The sequence below is a fragment of the Scytonema sp. NUACC21 genome (assembly GCF_054684315.1).
In genome coordinates this window covers 136,624-153,416 of record NZ_BAAFZH010000109.1, presented here as the reverse complement: position 1 = coordinate 153,416, position 16,793 = coordinate 136,624, and the positions used below count along the sequence as shown (strand labels likewise).

Sequence of the window (16,793 nt, the reverse complement as noted above, 5' to 3'; positions counted from 1 at the left end):
ATAAATGTTGGGTTTCGTTCCTCAAACGCCACTTGCTTCAATGGGGGGAACCCCCACAACGCAGTGAGTTCCCAACCTACGTAATTGCGTGTTTTTATGCAAAACCTACGCAGTATTGCGTTCCCACCCGTCACTTGTCAGAGACGGGCGTCAAATCCCGCACTACAAGAAATATTGGAGACTTTTTTATTTGCAAGTTCCTGTGTAGGTCAGTATGAAAAAACGTCACTGGAGAAGGTCGTCCTTAGTCATTTGTCATTCGTTATTGGTAAGGCTTGATGATATATTTACATTTTGTAATATATTTCCGTTTATTCCCACCCACCTACTTAAAACTATAGACCTTCAACCTCTATCTCTTCTCTGGGTTCTGTGTAACTCTGCAGTTTTTAAAATTAAAAATTATTCTTTAAATGATGGAAAAGGTGGGCAGTGCCCACCCTACTGTTCCCACTAACTACTAACCACTATCCACTAACTAAACAAACAAATCGAGAGGTAAATGCCCGAACATTTCGTTGATTCCCCCTTGTAGGTAAGACTGGCAGGATACAAGTACTCCACGATGGTGCCCTGAGTAAGAATCGAGGTAGCACAAGCCGTTTTTACCGTTTAATTTGATGTACACTGGACCTTCAAGTGTAGGTAAATTGCTTGGTGGTTCATAGCCAAAGGCGTGGGAATATGTTTTCATCGCCAGCATACCTTCCTCGGCAGTATCAGCACAGATACCTAAAATTTGGTAATCAGAAATACTGGCAAGTAATGTTAAAGCTTCACGAACTAAAGCTTTCTCTGTTGCCTTGAGCTTGGGGGCAATATCAACACAGTTGAATTTATTAAGAATTTTTTTGGCTTCTTGAACGCTAATATTGTTTTGTTTTCTGTTTGTCATATTAATTGAATTTATTATCCTTGGTTTGTCATTTGTCGACTAATGACTAATGACTAATGACTAATAACTAAGATTATGCAAATCCGTCGCCGTCGTCCCAACCCATCTGTTGCTGTCTCTACTATGCGCTATCAGGTAGCTTTGCCTGATACTCAACCAAATAACATCTTAGAGGAAATTGTTTGGCATAAAGAAGAAGAAGTTGACCAAATGCGAGAAAAGGTCTCGCTGCAAGAGTTACAGCGTCAGGTAATGGATGCACCCCCAACCCGTGACTTTGTAGCAGCGCTGCAGCAAGGCAAAACAACACCAGCATTGATAGCTGAGGTAAAAAAAGCTTCTCCAAGTAAAGGGGTTTTACGGGAAAATTTTGACCCTGTAGAGATTGCATTAAAATACAGTCAAAGCGGGGCTAGTTGTATTTCGGTACTTACGGACGAAAAATTTTTCTCAGGCAGCTTTGAGAATTTGGCTCGCGTTCGTGCCGTCGTAGATTTACCGTTGCTATGCAAGGATTTTGTCATATATCCTTATCAAATGTATAAGGCGCGTGTTACGGGTGCAGATGCAGTATTGTTGATTGCAGCAGTACTTGGCGATCGCGATTTACAGTACTTCGTTAAAATTGCCAAAACCCTAAAGATGGCAGCTTTGATTGAGGTTCATACTCTGGAAGAACTCGATCGCGTATTGGCTATAGATGGTGTCACTTTAGTAGGTATTAATAATCGCAATTTAGAGGATTTCTCTGTTAATTTGCACACCACATGTGAACTTTTAGCAGCAAGGGGCAAAGTGTTGCAAGAACGAAATATTCTAGTTGTGAGCGAGTCGGGATTGCACACCCCAAAGGATTTGGCCTTGGTGGAACGCGCTGGGGTATCCGGTGTTCTCATCGGAGAGTCTCTGGTAAAACACCCAGATCCAGACGTAGCTATTACCAACCTCTTTGCTAAATCTTTATCACCTGCAAAACTAGGTCTTTAACCAAATCATTGTTGCCTGTGCAACAATTCATTTAATAACTAACCACTTTGAACTCTACTAAAAAATTGCAATCAAAAACCAACTACATGGAGCAAATTCCTCTGCCTTCACCTATCCACTACGAACTCATACTGCAACTGTTGGAAAGACAAACTATGATGGCAGCTAGCAGCAACCCAAATTTACGGAATCAGGTAAGTCAGCTCATTATTACTCTCCGGAAAGCAGCCGCACAACAAAAGCAACTTGAACAAGCATGCCAATCATCTTCTGTGGAGGTAGATCATCGCTGGTCGCTCAATCATCTTAACACCGAACAAGTTGTTACTCCTGAATGATAACGAGCTACTCGCTAAACAGTGGACAAGACTGGACAACTAGTACTTACCATTGTAGAGATAGCCATGCTTAGGTCTTAACTGACTCCGTTAAAAAGGTCATGACATCTTTAAGTGCTTTCCAGCTTAAAGCAACTGTCGTTAGTTGTTAAACATCCATATTTAGCTAAGGAAGTGCAGCTAGCCCCCAACCCCTAACCTTGCCATACAAATAACGAAGCGGGCCGAATGATTTGCCCGCTCCTAGATTTAATGTGTGTGAATAAGTCAGATAAATTTCGCTATGAATCAGCCTTTGTAAAAGGCAGAGAAAATCTCGCATAGTTGATTGTCCTCAATGAGCTCATCAGACCTATGCTGTCTCTAACCAGTCATAGATTTGTTCTAACTGGTCTATAGTAACCAAACCATACTGCCAAAGAATCATTGGCAAAGGACCGGGGTCTTGCTCCCGATGACGAAGAGCAACTGCGATGCAAGCTGTTGAAATTGCTAGATCTTCCTGTAGAAACCGGATAAACCTAGAGTATGTTGATGGTGACACCCTTGTTTCCCCCAAATTTAAAATTAAGTGTACTTAAGTATATCAAGTCAAAATTTTTCCGCCACCGTTGTATAAAGCGATGCTATTTGTGCAATGGTAAATACTTGGTGTCGGTTCTCTGATATTCCTGAAAAGCCAGACTTAGACTAGATCTCGCCTGGGAGCTATTTGTTTTTTAAGTTTCAAATAGCACAATTCTTATTCAAGTCAGCTTTATCCTTTTTACTTCAGTACCCCAGTTAAATACACCTGCAGTAAGAAAGATTCCTTAGATAATACTCCCTCATTGACTACACTTTACACTTACGTCCTAAGGAATATCTTTTGTAGCCTGAAGTCAAATCTGTCATCCGGCATTAAGGATAGCATCACTTACTGAATGGGATTGTATCAAATGCTAGCCTTAGAATGGGACTCTTTACATTTACGTAATACTTTTTTTACAAGTGCTTTACATACTCAATGATTGACAAAAGCACTAAATCAGCGGGCAGAAATAAATAAAACTGTGTTACGAAATGTAAACAGCCCCAAAACCCTATTAATGACGAATGACTGACGACAGAAATAAAAGCAGTTATGTTAAGGAATGTAAAGATACTATGACCTTTACGAATGACAAATGACAAATAACAAAGGACAACCAAATCCTGTTAACTTCATTTGTACCAACCTACTTAAGTTTGAAAAATTCTATTTTGACACGATCGCCTACTTTCAAACCCAACTCAGATGCACGACCTGAACGCAGTTCAATCACTTGGTTAACTGCTGTCTCAGGACCGTAAGTAGGACAAGGGTTGGTAGTACAGGGAGGTACGGAAGCAGCGATGTACTTAACAATACCGTCCCGTATAAAAACCATATCCAGGGGAACAGGTACATTCTTCATCCAGAAACTGGCTTGAAATGCTGACGGAAATTGAAAGAGCATACCTCGGTCATCGGGTAAGGCGGGTCGGTACATCAATCCCATTGCTTGCTGTTGGGGTGTTTTCGCTACTTCCAATTGAATCTTCGTACCACTAGGAACAATTGCAACCGCTGAAATAGGTAATTGTTGACCTGCATTCGTTGTGAGTGGCTGACGTTCCAAATTCATTGGTGCTTGAGTTTGAGAACTAGGCGTTGCTGAGGGAGATGTTGCTGGTGTTTGAGTAGAACAACTCACTAGCAAAAAACTCAGAACTATTGATAATAAGCATAGCCAATTTTTCATAACAAGTTTAATTAATAGTTAGTGGTTGGTGTTTAGTGGTGATTGGTTAGTAGTTAGCTACAAATAGTACTAACTACTAACTACTAACTATTCTTATTTTAAGATTCCCTCAAAACGTAACCCACGCCTCGCACGGTTTGAATCAACCGTTTTTGACCTTCATCTTCTATTTTCAAACGTAAGTAGCGAATATAGACTTCAATAACATTTGATTCTCCCATAAAGTCGTAACCCCAAACGTTTTCTAAAATTTGTTCGCGAGTTAACACTTCACGGGGATGTTCCATAAGATACTTGAGGAGTTCAAATTCCTTCATCGTTAGGTCAATAGCTTTTCCGTTTAAGATGACACGGCGAGTTGCTATGTCTAAAGCTAAATCACCAAAGCGTAATTGTTCGCTGGTATCGATATCTGGTTTTAAGTACAGACGAATACGGTTTAAAAAGTCCTCAGAGCGGTACGGCTTGAGGAAGTAATCATCGGCTCCTGCTTCCAAACAAGCTACACGGTCATCAACTGTATCACGTGCCATCAGAACTAAAACTGGCGATCGCGCTCCAGCGTTTCTGAAACTTTTACACAATGATAACCCAGACTCTCCTGCGAGCATCCGGTCAATGACAATCAAAGCAGGTTGGCGTTCGCGACTGTGTTGCATTCCACTGACCCCATCATGAGCCAGAAGGGGTTCATAACCAGCTTCTTTCAAATCAAAAGCCAGCTGGTTGGCGAGGCTTTCGTCGCTTTCAATCACTAAAACACAGGGATTATGAGCAACTGTCATATTAATTTGGGATTTTTGTCTATGGTAATTCCACAGACGTAGGTTTTGCGATATGTGGCAAACCCCAACCTAATTTTTCGCGTAAAATTTTGAAAAACTCTGGAGGCTGCAAACGGATAAATCGGGCGCTGTATTGCGAGCGCTCCAAATAAACCCTATCCTCTGGAAAAACATAGCACCCACCATTACCATCTACCACCATTACCAACCGAGGAGTATTGACTGGCCAGATATTAACGGGTTCGCTATCTGGGAAAACCAAAGCCCTTGAGGCCAGAGAATGGGGACAAATAGGTACAAGTTGCAACACGGGTACACCAGGAGTCACTACTGGACCACCAGCACTTAACGAGTAAGCTGTAGAACCAGTGGGGGTGGATACAATCACACCATCCGCTGCAATATCAACTGGTGCATGACGACCAATTGCTATTTCAAAATGACACATAGAGGTTAAAGGTTCTCTATGTAGCACCATTTCATTGAGGCAAAGAGCTTCCCAAAGAATAGTGTCTCCCCGGAGTACTTTGACGGTGAGCATGACTCTGTCTTCAATTTCATACTGACCCGTCAAAAGATGCTCCACCGCTTGAGGTAGTTGATTCAGATAAGTCTCTGTCAAAAACCCCATGTGACCTGTGTTGACTGTTAATATCGGAATACCACAGGGAGCGACCAGACGAGAAGCCGCTAGAACTGTGCCATCTCCTCCTAACACCACTGCAAATCTCATTTCTGAGTCAAACCCAGGTGGTGTTAGACCTTCTATTGGAGTGTGACATACGGGGCTTTCAGGGGTTGAATAGCCCAATATCCCACCGACACCACTTGTGACGCAAACATCCCAGCCTGCAGTGGTGAACTTTTCCTTCAATTCGATAGCGATCCGACTCGCTATCGGTTTTACGTCATTGTATATAATGCCTGCTTTGGGCACACTCAAATATCCAACTCTAAGCGACGCGCTTCATTATGTTAATCGTTACATATTTTGGACTATTTTGATATAAGTCCTTTGTCATTTGTATGAGGGTCATTTGTGTAACTACCAATGACCAGTGACTATTGTACGGGGGCAGGTTAAAAAACATTACGCCTGCTTGTCTGTGAACAAGGCATTGAACCTGGTTCTACTACTGACTGTTAACTTTTTTAAAGGGAGATTTTTTGTTTTTTTGTTTTTTTGTTTTTTCGTAATCCAACTCTTTGAGCTTTTTCATTATACGGCTGAAGTACTCTTGCAAATAACTTTCCAGCGTTGTGGTTTCATGTCGCTCTAAGCCAAAAGTCGCGTAAACCTCATCCATTGGAGCAGTCAAAGGCTTACCACTTGCCAAAACTTCTGTAAAAGCCAGTCTATCTGCTACATTCCAACCCCACTGGAAGAAGCGTAGGGCACGGCGCATGGTACGCAGTAAATTAATTGGCATTCGCGACACCCTCGCTTCTTTTCCAGAGAGGCGTTCGCACAGACTGATGATTTCTTCTGCACTCCAAGCACGAGTTCCCACGACAGGAAAAGTTTTCTTCTCTGTCTCTGGGACTTTCAAAGCCCTGATGGCGAATTTAGCAATGTCTTGAGTATCCATGTAAGCAATGGGAGAAGATTGACCCGTCACCCACACGGGCTGTCCTTCTAATATGGGAATTCCATATTGACCAATTAAGCCTTGCATGAAACCAGCTAAGCGCAATACGGTGTAGTTCAAACCGGATTCAGCCAAAAATAGTTCTGTACACCGCTTAATTTCCATCAAGGGTACGTCTGGATACTTCTCAGCATCCAGTATGGAGAAAAAGATAAAACGCTCTACACCTGCAGCTTGTGCCGCTTGTATCAGCGATACCTTACCTTCCCAGTCTACCTGTCTGATACTGAGGGAATCTGTAGGACGGGATGTTGCCGCATCAATAATTGCTGTTACACCCTCAAGGGCTGATCCTAGTGTCTCCGGGTAACACAGCGAACCCGGTACAAGTTCTGCCCCCCACTCTTTAAGAAACGCGGCTTTCTTTGCACTCCGGACAAGACAACGAACTTTATATCCCTCATCGATCGCACGACGAGCCACTTGTCTTCCCAAGGTGCCGGTGGCACCGATTATTAATAATGTCATGAGATTTTGTAACAAAAATTTAACCTATTATAAAAAATCTTATCAGAAGCGTCTCTCTAAACAAAACTTTACAAATAAAAGTATCCAGGATGAAGCATAAAGGATGAAAAAGCTCATACTTTGAGGTTATAGCTGCATTTTCTCCTTTATACTCCATCCCTCACAGGGGGTTACTCTTCTGCACCTTGAATTTTTAGTAACAATGTACCCAGAGCCCAGCCTACGAAGATGAGACCAAAAGACAATAGAGCCGCATTCAACATTTCGCCGCCCATTCGCTTAATTCTCCTTTGCAAATTGTTTAATTAAGTTAAGTCTACCAGATGCCTGAAAGCTCTGCTGTAGGATTAGACTTACGTTAACAATTGTGAAGCTAGATGGCAAGCTGTTACTAGGACTCCGAACATGCACCAAGTAGAAGAAAACTTCACATCAAAACCCCTATATCGCCCACGTCTAGCACTGACTTTAGGAGATCCAGCAGGAATTGGTCCGGAGGTGATTTTAAAAGCCTTAGCAGCTCCCGAAGTGAGCAAAAACTGTGATGTGACGGTGGTAGGCAGCCAAGATTTACTAGTAAAAACTTATACTAAACTCACTCTTGCCGATAATTCAGAACCCCTGCTCAATCCAGAAGAACTTTCTATTCTTGACATAGAGACTGATGTTTCCCATCAAGATAACATTATTATCGGTCAGGGTAATGCTGTCAGTGGTGCAGCAAGCTTCCGTTATATGGAAGCAGCTATTAGCTATACGCTTGCCGATCAATTTGATGGTATTGTGACAGGACCCATCGCGAAATCAGCATGGAAAGCAGCCGGACACAACTACCCAGGACAAACAGAACTGTTGGCAGAAAAATCGGGTTCACAACGGGTGGGTATGTTGTTCGTAGCGCGATCGCCCCATACAGGGTGGTTACTACGCACACTGCTAGCAACAACACACATTCCCCTCAGTCAGGTTCCTCAAGTGCTGACACCACAGCTGATGACAGAAAAACTAGATTTACTGGTGGAGTGCTTGGAAAAAGATTTTGGATTAACCAAAGCCAGGATAGCAGTCGCGGGTTTAAATCCCCACAGTGGAGAACAGGGACAACTGGGAAATGAAGAACAAGATTGGTTAATTCCTTGGATAGAACAAGAGCGTAAAAATCGCCCAAACTTACAAATCGATGGTCCAATTCCACCGGATACAATGTGGGTTAAGCCCGGTCAAGCCTGGTATGGAAACAGCAAAATGACAACTACCGATACATCCAGACACAGACAGACACAAGACACTAGCGCCCATCCGCTACAGCCCGAAGTTCAAAATGTTCCTGATGCCTACCTTGCACTTTACCACGACCAAGGCTTAATTCCCGTAAAACTCATGGCATTTGACCGAGCCGTAAATACTTCCATCGGTCTGCCCTTCATTCGCACATCCCCCGACCACGGCACAGCATTTGACATTGCAGGTAAAGGAATTGCTGATGCTACAAGTATGAAAGCAGCAATAGAACTTGCAGCTTTCTTAGTATCTGAAAGGATGAAGGCAGTTCATAACCATATGGTTTAATCATCAAAAGAGAATATTACATTTCTTATACATTAAAAAAACTGAATAAATGAACAACGATAACCAGTAATGTTACGATTATCCACGGAGTCTTCTAGCCAACAGGAGAAAGAATGACTAATAGAAGTAACCTCCTTCGCAACGTACTAATTGGTGCCGGAGTTGCTGCCGTTGGTGCAATAGGAACTAAAGCAGCAGTGGATTATTTCCGCAATCGCGGTCAAGAAGAAGTCGTTGATGAAAATCAAGGTGATGCCGAACCAACCTCTCCAGAAGAAGTGGCTTATGCGACTGTAGAACCCAGTTCCGTTCAAGATTTTCTAGACAAAAGTTTTGGCGATCCAGGTCGTTATGTCCCCAATCGCCAACCAAAAGTATTTGATTACCAAGGCAGACAATACATGGTAATTTGGGCGCGAGACAACAAGCAAAACAAGAATCAAATGTTGGCTTTCGCCTACACAGACCAAGGTCGCAAAATGATTGCCAGTGTTGGATACACAAATGACAAAACTGACTACAACCTCACCCTAGATGGCACACCTTTTGCTGTTGAAGTTAATGGTCAAAAACTAACATCTGGTAAGTCAGAAACTAGCGGCACAAACGACGTTGATTTTGTTCTGGCTGCAGCTTAATTTCGTTTCACGAAAAGGATAATACGAATCGATGATGTAGAGACGCGCTGTTTGAAGCGTCTCTACAAATTTATGAGTATCATGATTAACATGAAATGGTGTAAATAAATTACTGTCCAACATCCTTACTAATGACGAATGACAAAGAACTAAGGACGACCCTCATGAGTTAACTTTATTTATGTCATCCTACTTACCTTCATTGTTCCTCTCTGATTACCGTATCAATTTGTTTTTCCCGTTCTGCTCGTACTTCAGCAACTGGATCTCCCGGATAAAAACCATGTTGATGATGGTATTCAAGACGCCGCTGATTTAAACGTTCAAGGGATTCCTTTTTTCCCTGTTTCCTTTGCTCAAGAGTTTCCAGTTCCAGTCGCACGACCTCTGTTGCAACTTCAGAAATTGGGCGATCTTGATTATTTGCTAGCTGCGCTATAGCTTCATATTTTTCTGGTTTCAAAACAATGTGAGAACTACGGTATTGTTCGCTCATAAATCTGAATTTGTCGTAACGTAATAAACATGGTGTTTAACAGCTTGCAGGAGACGAGTTTGCCAACTTTTGCCCGTAATCTCATCACGCACTAATGAACGACTAGGAAGCTGGAAATCCAAATTTTGGAAAGTCCAAATAACTTGTTGGTTTGCACTGCGGTACACAACACCATTTTCATTAGGTAAAATCTCGCGGTTAATCATGAAATCGTTGACCTTATTAAAGACTTTAAACAGCGAAATATGCCAATCGTTGGGTTTGTCGAAATCACCGCGCACGCTGCCATAGTTAAAGCTGAGTTGGTCGGTCTTGATATCCCAAAAGACATACCACATTACCCGGTAAGCTAAACCACGGAAAAAGATGTCATTGGGATCGGCTGCTGCTTTCTGTAAAGCCGGGATGTCGAAATCAGTTAGGCAATCCATCCACAATGGCAAATGCTCTAGCTTAGCTAGAAGACCCGGACCAGTTCGATGGATTCCGAAGACGCCGATATCTTCCCCACAGTAGTGATAGCCAATCTTTTGCATTTCTGTCATCAATTTTAAGTGGGCATGGTACTGCGACAGAATTGCTGATGGTGATTCATTTGCAGGACGATAGGTAAATAATTGTTTCGTATTATTGGCAGCTACATTTCTCAAACTAGCATCTGCAAGTTGGATAAAGTGGAATTTATCACTAGAGAGATTGGTTGAACTATCTAGGAAAATAGCCTCAAGCCCAATTTCATCATGAGCCTCCTTCCAACGCTGAAGCCAGTATTCGCGTATAACCGGATCTCGTAGATTTAGTACGGCGAAAACTGGAGTGTAATGGTCAGCTTCAATGGCATTGGAAGGGTTACGAACAAAAGGATCTGACGATAGCTCTATCGCCTCCATTATCGATCCTGCTTTCGGTAAATAGTCGATGCGATTTTTTGCACCATTGCGATCCCATTGCTTGAGACCAAAGGTTGATAAAGCTGTATTGCCCCACATTTGAACTATGGCACCACTAGCTTTTGCTTTATTACAAAAATTCCGCAAATTTTCCTCACCAACTGAATCTGCTACCTTTAGATCGATGGTGCATGCCATATTACCAACGCCAAAAGTATTCATATTATTTTGGAAATGGTTTGCCAATCCAACCATTTTTACACCGGCTTCTAGTAGTTTTGGTAATGCCACTTCGGTGTAACGTTTTAAATCAGCATTATCCCATTGTTCAATCAGCCCGTAAGTGGTTATCCGTTCGCGACGCATACCGATGTCAGTATGTAGCGTTTCGTGGACTAATTCTCGTACTGCTTCGTAAGCATTGGTTCGTTCAACGCGATTGAGTTTACCTGGTGCCCACAGTACCTCCATCGGTGAGGTCACAAATTCTTGGCTCAAATCAGCACAATGTTGATGCCAGTGAATAATTTCATCCACACCCCGTGGTTTCTCAAACAGTGAACGGATATGACTGGCTTTTGTTGCCCAAGTCACCAACGTACCCAATTCCCCAGATGTAAAGGTAAAGCCTTGTAAAGCAGTTTGCAGTGGTATAAATTGAAAGACGCTGGGATTTGCAGCAGAGGGCAGATACCATTCGGTAGAGTAAAGTTCTTCCACTGAATTAATGGGCGCAATAGAAGGTGCAAAAGAGTTACGCATCCAAAACTCATTACCCACTGCACGACCACCTAGTTCCCAGGTACCGCGATCGAGTATTTTGTAAATAGGAATGCTTTGGCTTTGGTAGCGATATTGATAACTCAATCCCACGTATTTGCGATCGCCAATCCTACGGATGACCGGACGAATTTCCAACCATAGAACTGTATCAGTAGCAGGTTGAGGTTCAGCAGTCCAATTGGCTGTGTTGTATCGGTTCCGAACAGTATGAACCATCCACTCCATGAGACCGCCTTCACGGTAATGCATGGAGAATTTCAGCTGAACTAAATTATTTGTAATATTCTGTTGCGCTATCGTGTAATTGCAAAGAGTCACTGCGCTGGGATTACAAATTTCAACAAACATTGGTCTTCGTCCACTACGCAATGGGACGTTTGCAGCTTTGATTTGACCAATGCCAAGAAATTCATCCTTATCTGTGACTAGTTCAAAGGAGATGCCATTGGCAAATTTGATAACTTGTCTGGAAAAACTTGGTGTTTCTTGTGGCGAGTTTGCGGGCGCAGCCACTGTACGGTTTTCCCGATTGAATATTCCCATTACACCGCCAGAAATTGCTGAAACTGTCCCAAATAAAAACCTACGGCGGTTTGGTTCCTTCATACTTTGTATTCTATTCGGCAACTCTTTGCCTGAGTATAGCCGAATGCCTTGTCTATTTTTATAAAAAAAATTTGAATTTAAAAGGGTCTATCAGAGTGAAGAAAAAAGCACGATGTTTAACTAAATGTTACTACAAAAAGAAGAAGTTGAATTTAATTACCGGAAGAAAGGCAGCCTTGCTGATGGCAGATGGCAGCTATGTAAGATTTTTTATTTTTTAAACAAAGGTAAGTCATCTGTGATCTGCCATATGGTTTAAAGCCCCTTAATTTATTTATGGATAAAAATAAAAACGTAGTAACTTTATTAAATCCCCTAAATTTATTTATGGGGATTCCCGAATGCCCTCTGCCCTCGTACTTCTGCCTTCTTAATTAGCTGATTTGCTAAATTTAGTTTCATTGACTTGCAAAAACACTAAATTTATGTAATGCCTAAATGAAAAGCATCGATCTTTGTCTAACTAATTCCCAAAATTTAAAGTCAAGTTAACATTTTACAATTGTAAAAAATCAAAGAGTTAAAAAAATAGATCTTTTGTGTGGCTGGTCTATCGTTAGACATAAATCTAGAACCTTCATTCTCAAGAAAGAGCAATTGAAGCCATGTTGTTCGATACATTTTGTGCAGTGCAGAAAATTCTTGCAAAAGTGTCGAGGGTCTCTAAAGTTTATGGCAACCTCTTTCTCGAAGAAGAAAATACAAAGTTCTTGCCTGTCGTTTCTCCAGAGTCTGGAGAAACCAGGGGGGTAGAGGGGAAAAAGAGAAATTAGGCTGTCCTAGCTTATTTAGTTAAAGACACAGGTTTTAAGTGATGCCTGTATGTAAGTCCATGCCTAGAGGCTTTTGCAAATTGTTTAAATATATTACAGAGGATACTCATGACTAACAAACTAGTAGACAACATTGTTCCACAACAGCCACCAATTGACTCACAGTCTGATGTTCATGTTCTAAAGTCTCGTTTGGAATGGGGTGAACCTGCTTTCACAATTCTGGATGTGCGGGAGCGCAATGCCTACAATAGAGGTCATATCATGGGTGCAATGGCGTTTCCAATGGATCAATTGGTAGACAGAGCACAATCTCTAGCAAAAAGCCGTGATATCTACGTCTACGGTGACAGCGACGAACAAACTGCTGAAGCTGCACAACAATTGAGAAGCGCTGGCTTTTACCACGTATCTGAACTTAAAGGTGGTTTAGCAGCATGGAAGGCAGTTGGCGGTCCTACCGAAGGTGTTATCGAATCCAGAACTCCTGCTGGTGCGGATGACTACAACGTTGTAGACCGTTTGAAGAATCACGCAGAAACCCAGCAGAAAGGTTAGTCAAGAGTCATTGGTCATTAGTCCTTTGTCCTTTGTCCTTTGTCATGAGTCACTTGCGATGCAAAAATGACTTATGACGGAGGACACATTTATTAATGTTCAAACACGTCCTTGAATTGCAACAAATCCAAGGAAACTATAGTTGGTAAAGCCTGAAAGCACTCCATTGCAAGGTCGTAGCGTTCTTCTCGTTTGAGCATATCTACAAGTTTTTCCCGCGTACTAATTAAGTAACGCACATCATTGGCTGCGTAACTCAGTTGAGCTTCTGATAAATTCGCAGCATTTCCCCAATCAGAACTTTGAGCGCTTTTATCTAATTCTACTTTTTCCAATTCTTGCACTAAATCCTTTAGCCCGTGGCGTTGGGTATACGTCCGGGCTAACTTACTGGCAATTTTGGTGCAAAAAACGGGTTGAATGTAAATACCTAAGTTGTAACGTATTGTGGCAAGGTCAAAACGCGCAAAGTGAAATATTTTAAGGACAGTTGTTGCCTCTAAAAGTTTTTTTAAGTTTGGAGCCTCGGTTTGTCCTTTGGCAATACGGATTGCAGTGACCTTGCCCTCTCTGTTACATAATTGGACAAGACACAAGCGATCGCGTTGTGGCAGTAGTCCCATTGTTTCGGTATCTACCGCTATTTCATCCGCTTGTAAATACTGGGATAAAGTAGCTTCAGTAAGATCGCGATCGCAAACCTGAAAATCTTCCATGAATCAGAGGGAGTTAGGTGGAATAGTTATATATATGTTAGTAGTTAGTGGTTAGTAGTTAATACATAAGTAGATAGACATTTTTCTATTAACCATCAACTGCTAACAACTAGCTACTAACCTTCACCTATCTACTGCGAACAAAAATTTGTGTCAGGTAAACTTCACCTTGACTATTGGTAGCAACACCAATACCAGTCAGATTGTAATTTCCCTTAATATTTTTCAGATGTCCGGGGCTTTTAATCCAACTTGTCACAGCTTCTTGAACTGGATCGTTATATCCTTGGTTAAAAGCCAGGTTTTCTGATGCACTTTTGTAGCGAAGGGGGATAGCGCGAACTCTCCTTTCAAATCCCTGGTGACTAAATGGGACTTTGCGTCTAGCCATATTCTGACTGTGAAGCCTTGCTTGCCGAGTAATTTTTGGATTTAAAGACAGCTTTCGCAAACCCTTAGAAGTGCGATATCGATTAATTTGGTCAAAAACTGATTTTTCCAAATCAGTCGTTTTAAAAGTATAAAATGATTCAACCTGGCGTGATGGAGATGACACCGACTTATTTTGGGTTGCTTTCTTGATAGAAGAGTGACCCGGTACTAAACTAGTCGATAATCCACCGGCAAGGACAAGCGTACTTAAAGCAATGCCAAAAGCAGTTTGTCGGAACATGGAGTCTTAGATGGTATGTAAGGTTATCGGACGCAATCCCTGGTTTTTTGTTTCTTGATATACCTGTATTGTTTTCAGTATTCAAGCGGTGAGGAAAATCTTTGCATATCCGAGACGCTGCGTCAAGAGCAATTGACTACAATATTAGGATTGCGCCGTTACCTAAAAAATGAAGGATGAAGTACCGAATCGCGGGATTGGGGGGGCTTACATCCGTCATGTATTACGCAGGATTTAAATACTTAGCTACCGTTTGCACATCCTTATCACCACGGCCAGAACTGTTAATCACAATTCGAGGGCTACCGCTTAATTGAGGGCACAGAGTGTCCAAGTAGGCAAAAGCGTGAGCCGTTTCCAAAGCGGGAATAATTCCTTCCAAACGTGAAAGTCGCTGAAATGCTGCCAAAGCCTCAGAGTCCGTCACGCTGTAATATTCAGCACGTCCCGAATCCTTCAAATAGCTGTGTTCCGGACCTACACCGGGATAATCTAACCCAGCACTGATGGAATGAGCTTCAATCACTTGCCCATCCTCACTTTGCAACAGGTAGCTCATGGCACCATGCAAAACACCAACTCGTCCCTTTGTCAAAGTAGCAGCGTGTTTATCAGTATCAACTCCTTCTCCAGCAGCTTCTATACCAATCAAACGCACGGACGGGTCATTCACAAACTCGTAGAAAATTCCCATTGCATTGGAACCACCACCAACACAAGCCATCACAATATCTGGCAAACCGCCCCATTTCGACATTGCTTGAGCGCGAGTTTCCTGCCCGATCACTTGGTGGAAATCACGTACAATCATTGGGTAGGGATGGGGTCCGGCAACTGAACCTAGAATGTAGTGGGTTGTTTCTACATTCGTGACCCAATCGCGGATTGCCTCAGACGTAGCGTCTTTTAAAGTGCCGGTTCCTGCCGCTACCGGACGCACTTGTGCACCCATCAATCGCATTCTAAAAACGTTCAAAGCTTGACGTTCCATATCGTGAACGCCCATGTAGATAACGCATTGCAAGCCAAAACGAGCACAAACTGTAGCCGTTGCTACCCCGTGTTGTCCGGCACCTGTTTCAGCGATAATTCTCTGTTTGCCCATACGTTTTGCCAGCAGTACCTGACCCAGGGCATTATTAATTTTGTGAGCACCAGTATGATTTAAATCCTCACGCTTTAAATAAATTTGCGGACCAGTACCATCTGGTCGAGCATAGTGTGCGGTGAGGCGTTCGGCAAAATACAATGGTGTCGCACGCCCCACATAGTCCTGCAATAACTGTTGCAGTTCTGCTTGAAAACTTTGCTCATTACGATATTGCTGGTAAGCGGCTTCCAATTCAGAAAGAGCAGGCATCAGCGTTTCAGGAACATACTTACCGCCAAAACGACCAAAGCGTCCTAGTGGGTCGGGGAGTTGAGTAGATGATTGAGAACCCGAAGATAGGGGAGTAGTAGTCACGGACAAGCTAGAATTACGGAACGACAATAATTATATAAGACTCCTTATCCTAACATCTCTTGGCGATCTTGGCGTCTTGGCGGTTCTTTAATAAAGATAGCTCTATGTCTTCATCAAATCGCAACAACTCTGAAAACCGTTTTGTCTATCAGGAATTTGGCAACGGCAATTCCGCCGCTTTTGAAAGAGCAACTCCCGACCTTCCTCCTGAAAAGCAAAACCTCCGCGTGCAAGCGACTCGTGCTGGACGAAAAGGTAAAACTGTGACTGTGATTACCGGTTTTCAAACAAACTCCGAAACCTTGCAGGCTTTACTTAAACAGCTAAAAACTCAGTGCGGTACAGGTGGTACCGTAAAAGAGAACGCAATAGAAATTCAAGGCGACCACAAGCAGAAAATTCTCGAAATTTTGATTAAGCTGGGTTACAAAGCCAAAATCAGTGGTGGCTAATTTGATGTACGTATTTTAACCGCAAATACACGTAACTGTTCACACTAATTAGTGGGCACTGCCCACCTTCTTAAACTGGCTAGTCAATAGTTAGTAGGGCGGGCACTGCCCACCTTCTTAAATATAGCCAGTCACAACTTACAACAATTAAACTGACATCTTGCACCTTCTCAATAAAGGGGTGGTGGGCGGTGCCCACCCTACGTAATAATAAGCTTTTCAGCCTATTATTTTCTCAATAAAACGGTGGTGCAAGATATGAGTTAAAGCAGCACACTCATAAATCAAT

At 42.4% G+C, this 16,793-nt stretch carries 18 protein-coding genes; 6 read left to right on the top strand and 12 right to left on the bottom strand.

All coding sequences use genetic code 11. From position 1 onward, the window contains the following. Nucleotides 1-478: 478 nt before the first annotated feature. Nucleotides 479-895, bottom strand: coding sequence for a DUF1824 family protein (locus ACYRY3_RS42890; protein WP_460207936.1), 417 nt, complete (start codon nucleotides 893-895; stop codon nucleotides 479-481). 75 nt (nucleotides 896-970) lie between these two features. Between ACYRY3_RS42890 and trpC the strand changes: the two genes are divergently transcribed. Then, nucleotides 971-1,882: an indole-3-glycerol phosphate synthase TrpC gene (gene trpC, locus ACYRY3_RS42885; RefSeq protein WP_460207935.1), complete on the top strand. Its 912-nt coding sequence runs from the start codon at nucleotides 971-973 to the stop codon at nucleotides 1,880-1,882. 86 nt (nucleotides 1,883-1,968) lie between these two features. Next, nucleotides 1,969-2,220, top strand: coding sequence for a DUF5340 domain-containing protein (locus ACYRY3_RS42880; RefSeq protein ID WP_460208305.1), 252 nt, complete (start codon nucleotides 1,969-1,971; stop codon nucleotides 2,218-2,220). Between the two features lie 352 nt (nucleotides 2,221-2,572). On the opposite strand, the gene ACYRY3_RS42875 is transcribed toward ACYRY3_RS42880, so the two are convergent. The 6 genes from ACYRY3_RS42875 to petM form a co-directional block, all read right to left on the bottom strand. Further along, nucleotides 2,573-2,764 carry a DUF2949 domain-containing protein gene (locus ACYRY3_RS42875; protein ID WP_460207934.1) on the bottom strand — a complete coding sequence of 64 codons (192 nt, stop codon included), beginning with the start codon at nucleotides 2,762-2,764 and terminating at the stop codon, nucleotides 2,573-2,575. Between the two features lie 673 nt (nucleotides 2,765-3,437). Beyond that, the gene (locus ACYRY3_RS42870) at nucleotides 3,438-3,983 is read right to left on the bottom strand and encodes a DUF192 domain-containing protein (protein ID WP_460207933.1); all 546 of its coding nucleotides are present in this window, start codon (nucleotides 3,981-3,983) and stop codon (nucleotides 3,438-3,440) included. A 98-nt stretch (nucleotides 3,984-4,081) separates the two neighbouring features. Beyond that, a complete protein-coding gene (nblR, locus tag ACYRY3_RS42865) occupies nucleotides 4,082-4,768 on the bottom strand; it encodes a response regulator transcription factor NblR (protein ID WP_460207932.1) in 687 nt (228 codons plus the stop codon). Nucleotides 4,769-4,787: 19 nt separating this feature from the next. Then, the gene (locus tag ACYRY3_RS42860; RefSeq protein ID WP_460207931.1) at nucleotides 4,788-5,705 is read right to left on the bottom strand and encodes an NAD(+) kinase; all 918 of its coding nucleotides are present in this window, start codon (nucleotides 5,703-5,705) and stop codon (nucleotides 4,788-4,790) included. A 196-nt stretch (nucleotides 5,706-5,901) separates the two neighbouring features. Then, on the bottom strand, nucleotides 5,902-6,885 hold the full coding sequence (locus tag ACYRY3_RS42855) for an SDR family oxidoreductase (protein WP_460207930.1): 984 nt from the start codon (nucleotides 6,883-6,885) through the stop codon (nucleotides 5,902-5,904). 170 nt (nucleotides 6,886-7,055) lie between these two features. Then, nucleotides 7,056-7,160 (bottom strand): cytochrome b6-f complex subunit PetM, encoded by a 105-nt coding sequence (gene petM, locus ACYRY3_RS42850; RefSeq protein WP_460207929.1) that lies wholly within the window; start codon nucleotides 7,158-7,160, stop codon nucleotides 7,056-7,058. A gap of 130 nt (nucleotides 7,161-7,290) precedes the next feature. Here petM and pdxA point away from each other — a divergent pair, with 130 nt between their 5' ends. Both pdxA and ACYRY3_RS42840 read left to right on the top strand, forming a co-directional pair. Next, a complete protein-coding gene (gene pdxA / locus ACYRY3_RS42845) occupies nucleotides 7,291-8,454 on the top strand; it encodes a 4-hydroxythreonine-4-phosphate dehydrogenase PdxA (protein ID WP_460207928.1) in 1,164 nt (387 codons plus the stop codon). 113 nt (nucleotides 8,455-8,567) lie between these two features. Beyond that, on the top strand, nucleotides 8,568-9,092 hold the full coding sequence (locus ACYRY3_RS42840) for a hypothetical protein (protein ID WP_460207927.1): 525 nt from the start codon (nucleotides 8,568-8,570) through the stop codon (nucleotides 9,090-9,092). A gap of 199 nt (nucleotides 9,093-9,291) precedes the next feature. Here ACYRY3_RS42840 and ACYRY3_RS42835 read toward each other — a convergent pair whose 3' ends face one another. Both ACYRY3_RS42835 and ACYRY3_RS42830 read right to left on the bottom strand, forming a co-directional pair. Further along, nucleotides 9,292-9,588 (bottom strand): hypothetical protein, encoded by a 297-nt coding sequence (locus ACYRY3_RS42835; RefSeq protein ID WP_460207926.1) that lies wholly within the window; start codon nucleotides 9,586-9,588, stop codon nucleotides 9,292-9,294. Next, nucleotides 9,585-11,867 carry a hypothetical protein gene (locus ACYRY3_RS42830; protein ID WP_460207925.1) on the bottom strand — a complete coding sequence of 761 codons (2,283 nt, stop codon included), beginning with the start codon at nucleotides 11,865-11,867 and terminating at the stop codon, nucleotides 9,585-9,587. Before ACYRY3_RS42830 ends, ACYRY3_RS42835 begins: the two co-directional genes overlap by 4 nt. Before the next feature lie 881 nt (nucleotides 11,868-12,748). On the opposite strand from ACYRY3_RS42830, the gene ACYRY3_RS42825 reads away from it, so the two are divergent. Next, on the top strand, nucleotides 12,749-13,198 hold the full coding sequence (locus ACYRY3_RS42825; RefSeq protein ID WP_460207924.1) for a rhodanese-like domain-containing protein: 450 nt from the start codon (nucleotides 12,749-12,751) through the stop codon (nucleotides 13,196-13,198). A 92-nt stretch (nucleotides 13,199-13,290) separates the two neighbouring features. Here the strand turns inward: ACYRY3_RS42825 and ACYRY3_RS42820 are convergent, their stop codons facing one another. The 3 genes from ACYRY3_RS42820 to trpB form a co-directional block, all read right to left on the bottom strand. After that, entirely contained in the window at nucleotides 13,291-13,914 is a 624-nt protein-coding gene (locus ACYRY3_RS42820; protein WP_460207923.1) for a ribonuclease H-like domain-containing protein, read from the bottom strand. 127 nt (nucleotides 13,915-14,041) lie between these two features. Continuing rightward, nucleotides 14,042-14,587 carry a CAP domain-containing protein gene (locus ACYRY3_RS42815; protein ID WP_460207922.1) on the bottom strand — a complete coding sequence of 182 codons (546 nt, stop codon included), beginning with the start codon at nucleotides 14,585-14,587 and terminating at the stop codon, nucleotides 14,042-14,044. A 223-nt stretch (nucleotides 14,588-14,810) separates the two neighbouring features. Further along, nucleotides 14,811-16,052, bottom strand: coding sequence for a tryptophan synthase subunit beta (trpB, locus tag ACYRY3_RS42810; RefSeq protein WP_460207921.1), 1,242 nt, complete (start codon nucleotides 16,050-16,052; stop codon nucleotides 14,811-14,813). A gap of 104 nt (nucleotides 16,053-16,156) precedes the next feature. Here trpB and ACYRY3_RS42805 point away from each other — a divergent pair, with 104 nt between their 5' ends. Beyond that, complete coding sequence (locus tag ACYRY3_RS42805) at nucleotides 16,157-16,504, top strand: translation initiation factor (protein ID WP_460207920.1); 348 nt, start codon at nucleotides 16,157-16,159, stop codon at nucleotides 16,502-16,504. The last annotated feature ends 289 nt before the right edge of the window (nucleotides 16,505-16,793 follow it).

Bases quoted from the DNA above. Each gene is read 5' to 3' on its own strand.
- ACYRY3_RS42890 (WP_460207936.1), bottom strand. From the start codon at position 895: ATGACAAACAGAAAACAAAACAATATTAGCGTTCAAGAAGCCAAAAAA.
- trpC (WP_460207935.1), top strand. From the start codon at position 971: ATGCAAATCCGTCGCCGTCGTCCCAACCCATCTGTTGCTGTCTCTACT.
- ACYRY3_RS42880 (WP_460208305.1), top strand. From the start codon at position 1,969: ATGGAGCAAATTCCTCTGCCTTCACCTATCCACTACGAACTCATACTG.
- ACYRY3_RS42870 (WP_460207933.1), bottom strand. From the start codon at position 3,983: ATGAAAAATTGGCTATGCTTATTATCAATAGTTCTGAGTTTTTTGCTA.
- nblR (WP_460207932.1), bottom strand. From the start codon at position 4,768: ATGACAGTTGCTCATAATCCCTGTGTTTTAGTGATTGAAAGCGACGAA.
- ACYRY3_RS42855 (WP_460207930.1), bottom strand. From the start codon at position 6,885: ATGACATTATTAATAATCGGTGCCACCGGCACCTTGGGAAGACAAGTG.
- petM (WP_460207929.1), bottom strand. From the start codon at position 7,160: ATGGGCGGCGAAATGTTGAATGCGGCTCTATTGTCTTTTGGTCTCATC.
- pdxA (WP_460207928.1), top strand. From the start codon at position 7,291: ATGCACCAAGTAGAAGAAAACTTCACATCAAAACCCCTATATCGCCCA.
- ACYRY3_RS42840 (WP_460207927.1), top strand. From the start codon at position 8,568: ATGACTAATAGAAGTAACCTCCTTCGCAACGTACTAATTGGTGCCGGA.
- ACYRY3_RS42835 (WP_460207926.1), bottom strand. From the start codon at position 9,588: ATGAGCGAACAATACCGTAGTTCTCACATTGTTTTGAAACCAGAAAAA.
- ACYRY3_RS42830 (WP_460207925.1), bottom strand. From the start codon at position 11,867: ATGAAGGAACCAAACCGCCGTAGGTTTTTATTTGGGACAGTTTCAGCA.
- ACYRY3_RS42825 (WP_460207924.1), top strand. From the start codon at position 12,749: ATGACTAACAAACTAGTAGACAACATTGTTCCACAACAGCCACCAATT.
- ACYRY3_RS42820 (WP_460207923.1), bottom strand. From the start codon at position 13,914: ATGGAAGATTTTCAGGTTTGCGATCGCGATCTTACTGAAGCTACTTTA.
- ACYRY3_RS42815 (WP_460207922.1), bottom strand. From the start codon at position 14,587: ATGTTCCGACAAACTGCTTTTGGCATTGCTTTAAGTACGCTTGTCCTT.
- ACYRY3_RS42805 (WP_460207920.1), top strand. From the start codon at position 16,157: ATGTCTTCATCAAATCGCAACAACTCTGAAAACCGTTTTGTCTATCAG.